8 protein-coding genes and 1 tRNA gene are annotated in these 6,917 nt (G+C 60.8%); 5 read left to right on the forward strand and 4 right to left on the reverse strand.

Features of this window, described 5'->3' with window-relative positions:
* Positions 1 to 31: 31 nt before the first annotated feature.
* Positions 32 to 763 (reverse strand): type 1 glutamine amidotransferase, encoded by a 732-nt coding sequence (locus ASE04_RS09925; RefSeq protein WP_056815900.1) that lies wholly within the window; start codon positions 761 to 763, stop codon positions 32 to 34.
* A 114-nt stretch (positions 764 to 877) separates the two neighbouring features.
* Here ASE04_RS09925 and ASE04_RS09930 point away from each other — a divergent pair, with 114 nt between their 5' ends.
* A complete protein-coding gene (locus ASE04_RS09930) occupies positions 878 to 1,174 on the forward strand; it encodes a SelT/SelW/SelH family protein (RefSeq protein WP_056815904.1) in 297 nt (98 codons plus the stop codon).
* A gap of 3 nt (positions 1,175 to 1,177) precedes the next feature.
* On the opposite strand, the gene ASE04_RS09935 is transcribed toward ASE04_RS09930, so the two are convergent.
* Positions 1,178 to 1,549 carry a BA14K family protein gene (locus ASE04_RS09935; RefSeq protein WP_244490374.1) on the reverse strand — a complete coding sequence of 124 codons (372 nt, stop codon included), beginning with the start codon at positions 1,547 to 1,549 and terminating at the stop codon, positions 1,178 to 1,180.
* A 242-nt stretch (positions 1,550 to 1,791) separates the two neighbouring features.
* On the opposite strand from ASE04_RS09935, the gene ASE04_RS09940 reads away from it, so the two are divergent.
* Positions 1,792 to 1,878: transfer RNA gene (locus ASE04_RS09940), tRNA-Leu, on the forward strand.
* A gap of 314 nt (positions 1,879 to 2,192) precedes the next feature.
* Here the strand turns inward: ASE04_RS09940 and ASE04_RS09945 are convergent.
* Both ASE04_RS09945 and ASE04_RS09950 read right to left on the reverse strand, forming a co-directional pair.
* Positions 2,193 to 2,486 (reverse strand): hypothetical protein, encoded by a 294-nt coding sequence (locus ASE04_RS09945; RefSeq protein WP_443216855.1) that lies wholly within the window; start codon positions 2,484 to 2,486, stop codon positions 2,193 to 2,195.
* Between the two features lie 98 nt (positions 2,487 to 2,584).
* Positions 2,585 to 4,210: a GumC family protein gene (locus ASE04_RS09950; protein WP_056815911.1), complete on the reverse strand. Its 1,626-nt coding sequence runs from the start codon at positions 4,208 to 4,210 to the stop codon at positions 2,585 to 2,587.
* 133 nt (positions 4,211 to 4,343) lie between these two features.
* On the opposite strand from ASE04_RS09950, the gene ASE04_RS09955 reads away from it, so the two are divergent.
* From ASE04_RS09955 to ASE04_RS30620, 3 genes are all read left to right on the forward strand, one after another.
* The gene (locus ASE04_RS09955; protein WP_056815915.1) at positions 4,344 to 5,405 is read left to right on the forward strand and encodes a glycoside hydrolase family 5 protein; all 1,062 of its coding nucleotides are present in this window, start codon (positions 4,344 to 4,346) and stop codon (positions 5,403 to 5,405) included.
* A gap of 5 nt (positions 5,406 to 5,410) precedes the next feature.
* The gene (locus ASE04_RS09960) at positions 5,411 to 6,667 is read left to right on the forward strand and encodes a hypothetical protein (protein WP_056815918.1); all 1,257 of its coding nucleotides are present in this window, start codon (positions 5,411 to 5,413) and stop codon (positions 6,665 to 6,667) included.
* Between the two features lie 134 nt (positions 6,668 to 6,801).
* On the forward strand, positions 6,802 to 6,917 hold a 116-nt coding region (locus ASE04_RS30620), incomplete at its 3' end, for an ACT domain-containing protein (protein ID WP_244490376.1).

Below are 6,917 nucleotides of genomic sequence, written 5' to 3' on the forward strand. Positions count from 1 at the left end.
CGCGAAGGTTCGTCGCGAAAGTCTGGCGGTGTCATCCAACCGCCGCCAGCCTTTCCGTATCCGCCACGATCATCCCGACCCAGTTGCGTGCAATCGCTGCACCGGTGGCGTCGGCATCGGCCGCATGGGCCTTCACGAGTGCATCGTACCGGCCGAGCCAGCTTGCATCCATTCGCTCGATCGTCGTCCGGAACTCGGACTTCCAGCCGTCGACGATGTCGGAGCTCGCTTCGAAGTGAAACTGCGTCCCATAGGCCGCACGCCCAATCCGAAACGCCTGGTTCTGCGTTATCCCGCTGGCTGCAAGATGAGTGGCGGCCGGCGGCAGGGTGAAGGTGTCGCTGTGCCACTGGAAGGTGGTGAAGCGGTCGCCAAGCCCGGCAAGAAAGGGATCGCTCTTGCCGCTTGCCGATTTGCTCACATCCTGCCAGCCGAATTCCACGCCGTCGTCGAGGCGGTTTTCCGCTTCATAGGCGCGCGCCAGAATCTGCGCGCCGAGGCATATGCCGAGCACAGCCTTGTCGGCCTCGGCAAAATTGCGCATCAGCAGGGCCAGTGCCGGCAGATAGGGGTGTTGCTCGTCGTCGAGCGCATTCTGCTCGCCGCCGAGCACGATAAGTGCGTCGTGATTATCGCTGCCTGAAGGCAATTGGCCATCGATCCAGGGCCGGAAACGCTCTACCTCGGCATTTGCTTCAGCAAGGGCAATTCCGAGGGGACCAAGCGGGGTGCTCTTCATGTTCTCAATGACGGCGACGCGCATCGGTTTCTCCTGCTTCCTTGCTCGTGACACGAACACCATGCGTCGATCGATTGCAATATGCCGCGCGCGGGATTATCGCAGTTCGCAACCGGAACAGGAGAACCGAGGGTAGCCATGAGCGAAACGAAGCCCCGAGTGACAATTCTCTATTGCACCCAATGCAACTGGTTGCTGCGCGCAGGCTGGATGGCGCAGGAACTGCTGCAGACCTTCTCCGATAGCCTCGGCGAAGTGGCGCTGATCCCCGGCACCGGCGGCAATTTCGAGATCCGTGTCGACGGCGATCTCATCTGGGAACGCAAGCGGGACGGCGGCTTCCCCGGCCCGAAGGAATTGAAGCAGCGGGTGCGCGATATCATCGACCCGGATCGGGATCTCGGCCATGTCGATCGCGCGTCGCTGGAAAGCTGATCGTCAATCGTAAGGCGAATTGCACGTCTTGTAGATGCCTTCGTAGGTCACGAAGCGATCGGTTCTCGGGTTGTAGGTGCGGTACTGGTTGCGGCACCACTCCACATGGAAGCGTTTGGTTTCCGTCGGCGGAGGCAGAACCTTCGCCGCCGGCGGCGGCGCGTAGTAGAGCGGTGCTCGCCCTTGCGCGCCCGGCCGGTAATAGTAGGGCTGTTGCCCCGCGGCCGTTGGTGGCCTGTAGTTCGGCTGGATATAGGCCGGCCGGAAAGACTGGCGCTGCCCGAAGGTGAAGCAGCCGCGCGGATCGCACATCGTCGAATCCACCTTTATGATCCGATCGTCAGACATGACAGGCGCGAATCGCTCGCGCGGCATCGCGGAGACCTGCCCCGCGGATATCACCGACAGGACAATCACCAGGAAAGAAACGTGAAAAGCGGTCATCGGGTCGATCCTCTTTTTTACGGTATCATATAGGACCGCGCCGAAAACGACCATATTCCCGGGGATCCGCTACGACCATTCTTCACTCGCCGGTCGATTTTTTGCGAGCTGTCGCGAAAACTTCAAAAAGGCTGTTGACACCGAGAGGCCACCCCCGTACATGGCTCTCCGTCGCCCAGATGGCGGAATTGGTAGACGCGCCAGCTTCAGGTGCTGGTACCCGAAAGGGTGTGGAGGTTCGAGTCCTCTTCTGGGCACCATTCCATTTTGAGAAACGTAGATTTCTCAATTATTTCAAGACGTAGATGATCCTATCAGTACGCTCTCCGGTCCACCGGAGGGTCCCCGACGGGACTTGTCTTGAGATACGCTGGGCCCGCGAAAGCCCGGAGTTGGCGGTATCTTCGGCCTATGCCAGCGGCAGTCCACAGCATCCAATATCAAGGTGATTTAAGCGTTCACGGGGAACACTCGCCGGGAGGATTTAGAGGCTTACCGAGATGTCGGCTGGGACCACTTCCGTCCCTACAAGTGGCCTTTAGACGGCGGCGGTTTCCAGCCGGTCCGCCTTGTCCTACCGGACAGGCTGATAATGGCCCCGGCGAGGAACCTGCGTTCCGGTCGTCGATAGGCCGTCACGATCGCAGACGTAAACCAGCGTCGGCATCCCGCCCGATCGGAAGATATCGTCATAGCGGCGGCGAATGAGTCTTGTCTCGGTCCGGCAGCTGAATTGCTCTTCCTCGGTCTTGTCGGGCTGCGATTTGACGCCGGGCAGGTCCTTGTAGGGATAGGGCGGCTGAACCTGTACTTGCCCGGCGCGCTTCCAGTCCGTGGCGTCGCTTGTCGTCGCCGACAGAATGGTCATGCCGACCGCCACGCAAGCGATAGTGTTCCGACCAAATCTCATCGTCGCCTCGGACTGTCACATCTACCCATCGGATGTAGGCATCCGATGGGGAAGCATCAAGCGTCGGCGCCCGTTCGGGCGCGCTGGCGCGGGCGCAGGTAGCTGCGGATGACCGGATGCGAAACGAGCGAAGCGACGATCGCAAAGCCCGCGCCCGCGAGGAAGCCTGCGAGCAGGCCGCCGATGACGCCCGCGATCAGCAGGACCTTCTTGCCGGGGCCATTCGCCTTCAGCGGAATTTCGGCCGGGGAGATGACGCGGAGATTGGTCTGCGAAAGATTTCGATCTTCGCTTGTCTGGCTCGACCGTTTCTGGACGATCTCATAGATATCGCGCGCTGCGGCCGCCTTACGCTGCAGCTCGTTCAGTTCGACTTGCTTGTCCGACGTGTTGACCTGCAGCGCCTTTTGAACGGTAAGCTCCTTGGAGATTGCGTCCTCGGCCTTCTTCGCCTGTTCGTATTCCGCACGGGCGCTGCTTGCCAGCCGCTGCAGCTCGCCGCGGATTTCGTCCGCGATGCTCTGCAGCGACGAGCGGGCTGCCTGCAATCGTGGATGGCGGCTGCCCATCTGGCTTTGGAGACTACCGACGATCGCGGCTTGCGTCGAATATTGCTGGCGAAGGCTCGCAAGCGCGGTCGAGACCGCATTTGCCTGCTGGTTCTCGCTGACGACATCCTCGAAGCGAAGGCCGGCTGCGGCATCGGCTTTCGCCTTCGCCTGGATCGTCTTGTCCTGCGCGGTCACCAAAAGGTTATTGAGCGAGGCAAGCCGCTGATCGGAGATTAGTCCGTTCTGGGTCGCGGCCATGTCGTTGTCGGCGCGGTATGTCTCGACGGCCTGCTCGGCTTCCTGCACCTGCTTTCGAAGCTCGTTCAGGCGGGTATCGAGCGTCGCGGAGGTGTTTTCGTAGGCGCCGTTGTTGGCGGTGCTCTCTTCCTGCAGGAACGAGGCAATGACTTGGTTGGCGAGTTTGGCCGATTTCTCGGCTCCCTTGGTCGTCGCCGTCAGCGAAACGACATAGCTGCCGGCGGGGCGATCGATGACGAGCGCTTTCGCCAGCGTGCCGATCACCGCTGCGCCATCGGCCCGGCCGGCATTGAATTCCGGATCCGCGTCGAGATTCATCGCGTCGGCCACGTGACGCAGCACGTTCCCGGAGAGGAGGATTTGCATCTGGCTGTCGATGATGCCGGAAACCATCTCCGGCGACGGGCCGGAAGATTGCGCGCTGGGATCGCCAAGCCCGGCTGGCCGGGGATCGAAAAACAGCTTGGTGTTGGCGGTGAATTTTTCCGGGCTCATCGGCAGCACGACTGCGCCAAGCATCGCGCCCGCGACCGAGGCGGCAAGCACCACGAGACGCCGGCGCCAGATGGCATCGACGGCGCTGCGCAGATCGAGCAGCGGCTCTCCCGGAATGTACACGGGCGCCGGTTCCAGCGCTTCAATCCGCGCAGGCGCTTCCTCTACCGGGGCGATGACCTCGGCCTGTGGCTGCGGCGTTGGTTCGTCAGCGGGGCTGTCGGGAATGATCGAGGCGGGCGTGGGCTTCTTCGGCAGGAAGTCGGACGGGCGCAGCGCCGGGCTGCGTGCGGCGGCTCGCTCCGGCAGCGGCGGGGCTGTTTCATAGCTGCGCCACTGCGGCAGCCGGCTCGCCCTGTTCCTGTCAAACTGAGTCATACGCGCGCTCGTTGTCCGCTCTTGGGGAGGCTCTGGCGGAGTTACAGAGACTTTAGAAATTCTTAGCTAACGGAGCGTTAAGATCGCGGTGCCAGAAAGCGCGAAGGCAATTCGTCAAGCAGGGAGCATGGCAATGACATCTCTATCAGCCTGGCGGCGTCTTCTGGCCGCGAGCATGATCATCCTTGTCGCGCCGGCATCCATGGCGGCCGAAGCCGGCCCCTGCATGCGTGGCGTCAATCTGTCCGGCGCCGAGTTCGGAGAAGCCGGCGGCGAATATTTCAAGGCCTACGCCTACCCTTCTGAAGACACGATCGCATACTTCGAAAAGGCCGGCGCGAATACGGTGCGCCTTCCTTTCCAGTGGGAGCGATTGCAGCCGGAGCTCGGCAAGCCGCTCGACGAAGCAGAACTGACGCGCCTTAAGGACACGGTCGAGCTGCTGCGCAAGCACCACCAGAGGATCGTCCTCGATCCGCATAACTATGCCTCCTACAACAAGGTGAAGATCGGCAGCCGCGAGGTCAGCAATGCGGCATTCGCGGAATTCTGGGCCCGGCTCGCGGTCGAATTTTCCAATCAGGACGATGTCGTCTTCGGTCTGATGAACGAGCCGAACGACATCGACACCGATGTCTGGCTGAAGGCGGCGAACGCCGCTATCCGGACGATCCGGGCTACCGGCTCCCACAACCTCATCCTCGTTCCCGGCACCAGATGGACGGGCGCGCATTCCTGGATGGCCGATGGCCCGGGCGGCGCCAACGGAATCGTCATGCTCGGCGTGACCGATCCTCGCAACAACTACGCCTACGAGGTGCACCAGTATTTCGACGATGATTCGTCCGGAACCCACGCCGAATGTACCGGCGGGCAGAAGGCGCTGGACGCGATCGACGGCATGACCAAGTGGGCAAAGGACAACGGCAAGAAACTGTTCCTCGGCGAATTCGGCGTCTCGCAGGACAAGGCCTGCGTCGCCGAACTCACCCGCGTTCTGCATGCGATGCAGGCGGATGGAGGCACCTGGCTCGGCTGGACCTACTGGGTGGCCGGAGACTGGTGGCCGGAGAGCGAAACGCTGAACGTGCAGCCCCATGACGGCAAGGACCGGGCCCAGATGAAAGCGCTGAAAGCCGCCTTCAAGGCGACGAAGCCGGCTGCGGGCGCCTGTGCCCTCATGCCGGCGGATTGATCGCCATGGAAAAGAGCATCGACCGCGAACCGATAGACTACGGCATCCTCGCCGTCAGCGTTCTCGGCGTCACCTACAATGCCATCCTGGCCTTCATCAATCACAACATCATGCCGATGACGCCGAGCGTTGTCGTCCTGAGCGAAATTCTCATCCTCGCGTTCAGCTTCGCGTTCATCCTGAGAAAGGGAATCTTCGAGGCGGATCTCGTGCCGCTTGGCTATCTCGTCCTGACGATCGTGCTGACCGTCTATGTGATGGTCATCAACAAGGCCGGCTATATAGATCATCTGCGCAACGTCCTCATTATCTTTGCCTTCGTCGTCATGGGGCGCTGGGTGAACGAGCGAACGCTGAAGCTCGCCTTCAAGATCTGCTGCCTCTCCGTGTTGCTGGTGCTGATCTGCGAAATCCTGTCGACCCAGGCCTACGTGGCTCTCTTCCATCCCGCCGAGTATTTCCAGAACACCCGCGGCGTGCCGCCGGCGACCTATAGCGACAGCGGCCTGTTCCGCGGTGCGCTCGGCTTTGAGGGGCGGTTTTCCTTCGGTCTCATCGATCACCGCTCGTCGTCGATCTTTCTCGAGCAGGTCTCGCTGGCGAATTTCTGCGGCGTCATCGTCATCTACCTCGTCAGTTTCGCCGATCGGCTCAGCCTTTTCGATCGCCTCATCTTCGTGTCGACGATCGTCCTCATCCTCGTCACAAACGACACCCGGACCATGCTGATATTCAGCGTCGTCAGCGCTGTCGGCTATGTCGTCTACCCGTGGATCCCGAAGATCTGCGATTTTCTGATGATGCCGGTGATTGTCGTCATCGGTTTCGTCATCCATTCGTTCAAGCCGGATGCGCATGAGGATGATTTTGTCGGCCGTATCAGCGGAACCGTCAGAAATATCCTGGATATGGATCTCGCAGCGACGCTCGGGCTGGAATTGGACAAGGCGACGACCTTTGTCGACAGCGGCTACGTTTACATCACCTACGGCGCCACGATCTTTGGGCTCATTCTCTTCTGGCTGTTCGTTTCTTTCTATCCTGCAGGCCGGACGCCGAACCAGAAACGGCTCTGCCACGCATTGTCGATTTTCATGTTTCTCAACCTGATGATCGGCTCGACGGCCATTTTTTCGATGAAGACTGCCGGCCTCGTCTGGCTGCTTGTCGGCTTCCTCAAGTTCAATGAGGGTTCGACGGCGGGGATTCGCGTTTCCGCGACGCAAGCGGGACGGACTTTCTCCCGATCTGCCGTAAGTTGATGGTGGGCAGCGCGGTGGAGCAACCGATGCTCGGCTGAATTTGCTATAGATGCGCGAACGTCCCCGCTTGATAGGCTGCTTTGCTTTGATTTAAGCAGGCGTGATCGGCGCTGGCCGAAAGAGGAATGGAAAGCATGACGAACTATGTATTGACGGTAACCTGCCCATCGACGCGCGGGATTGTTGCGGCGATTTCGAACTATCTGGCCGACCAGGGCTGCAACATCACCGATTCCTCGCAGTTCGACGA

The sequence above is a fragment of the Rhizobium sp. Root708 genome, assembly GCF_001429725.1.
GTDB lineage: Bacteria > Pseudomonadota > Alphaproteobacteria > Rhizobiales > Rhizobiaceae > Rhizobium.

Excerpts from the sequence above, each read along its gene's own strand:
- ASE04_RS09925 (WP_056815900.1), bottom strand. The coding sequence starts at position 763 with ATGCGCGTCGCCGTCATTGAGAACATGAAGAGCACCCCGCTTGGTCCC.
- ASE04_RS09930 (WP_056815904.1), top strand. The coding sequence starts at position 878 with ATGAGCGAAACGAAGCCCCGAGTGACAATTCTCTATTGCACCCAATGC.
- ASE04_RS09935 (WP_244490374.1), bottom strand. The coding sequence starts at position 1,549 with ATGCCGCGCGAGCGATTCGCGCCTGTCATGTCTGACGATCGGATCATA.
- ASE04_RS09945 (WP_443216855.1), bottom strand. The coding sequence starts at position 2,486 with ATGACCATTCTGTCGGCGACGACAAGCGACGCCACGGACTGGAAGCGC.
- ASE04_RS09950 (WP_056815911.1), bottom strand. The coding sequence starts at position 4,210 with ATGACTCAGTTTGACAGGAACAGGGCGAGCCGGCTGCCGCAGTGGCGC.
- ASE04_RS09955 (WP_056815915.1), top strand. The coding sequence starts at position 4,344 with ATGACATCTCTATCAGCCTGGCGGCGTCTTCTGGCCGCGAGCATGATC.
- ASE04_RS09960 (WP_056815918.1), top strand. The coding sequence starts at position 5,411 with ATGGAAAAGAGCATCGACCGCGAACCGATAGACTACGGCATCCTCGCC.